Source organism: Endozoicomonas atrinae (assembly GCF_001647025.1).
Lineage (GTDB): Bacteria > Pseudomonadota > Gammaproteobacteria > Pseudomonadales > Endozoicomonadaceae > Endozoicomonas > Endozoicomonas atrinae.
On the sequence record NZ_LUKQ02000622.1, the window covers coordinates 1 to 973 of the forward strand.

Genomic DNA, 973 nt, shown 5'->3' on the forward strand with positions numbered 1-973 from the left:
TACTGTCCAGAGCAGACTTAACTATGATTTCCATGAGAGGAGGTATCAACAGATAGATTATTAGGATTCTCTACTCTGGTTGATTCCTCTCATGGTTGCCTATTTCGGAAAACTGTCCGGACTATTGTTTTGGGATACGACACATAAAGTCTATCACTAAAAACCCATAAGCATTTGATTCTATTGGTGCCGAAGACGAGACTCGAACTCGTACGCCCATACAGGCACTGCCCCCTCAAGGCAGTGACATCTATATTAATATCAAATAGTTACTGTCACTTTTTTTAGGAAACCGAATACTTTAACTAATTGATAAGCAAACAGATATTTTTCGTTTTTAGTCTCTAAATTTCAGCCTCATATGTTGGTATATCAGGCACTTGACTACTAATTATTCCCTGCTTAATTAATGCCTTTCCACCCGGCTCGACATTTTCTCCCTGAACCCTGATACTCGTTCCATCTCTCAATGTTGCGCTGCTGGTTCCGTCGCCGTTGTTGCTGGTGATGGTGACGACGGTTCTGGCTCCTTCGGGTATCAGTGATTTGAATTGTTGCCAGATGTTGGTGGTGGCCATGTTGTTATCCTTTGTGAGGGGTGAAAGCCAGGCAGGTTTCGGTGTCTATTGTTTCCGTCAATTCAAAGTAACTATCAGGCCATTCATCGCACAGCTGGTGATAGCTTTGTACGGTGGTTCGTTTGCAGGGGCTGCTGAATACCTCCTCCAGCCATGCTCTGTTGCACGTCTGTACTTTCTGTTTGACCACATATCGTTTTGTTGTGAAGGCCTTCATTCTGCGTCCTATGCTGTTTACTGTGACTGTCCGATATCCAGCAGGCACCTAATACCAATCGCATTTTCTAAATCCTTAAGCTGCCGCCAACTATGCTTAGGCATCATTACCATGCATTATCTAGAACAGATGTCTCGTCGACCACAGCTACCCGAAGGTTTTAATGATGTTGATTTTC

2 protein-coding genes are annotated in these 973 nt (G+C 43.7%); one reads left to right on the top strand and one right to left on the bottom strand.

Annotation, left to right across the window (positions count from 1 at the left end):
• Nucleotides 1–344 precede the first annotated feature (344 nt).
• Nucleotides 345–578 (bottom strand): hypothetical protein, encoded by a 234-nt coding sequence (locus tag AK963_RS29605; protein ID WP_066018792.1) that lies wholly within the window; start codon nucleotides 576–578, stop codon nucleotides 345–347.
• Here AK963_RS29605 and AK963_RS36290 point away from each other — a divergent pair.
• A partial coding sequence (locus tag AK963_RS36290; RefSeq protein WP_238593901.1) for a hypothetical protein occupies nucleotides 577–973 on the top strand: 397 nt, incomplete at its 3' end. The two genes, AK963_RS29605 and AK963_RS36290, sit on opposite strands and share 2 nt — an antisense overlap.

Bases quoted from the DNA above. Each gene is read 5' to 3' on its own strand.
- AK963_RS29605 (WP_066018792.1), bottom strand. From the start codon at position 578: ATGGCCACCACCAACATCTGGCAACAATTCAAATCACTGATACCCGAA.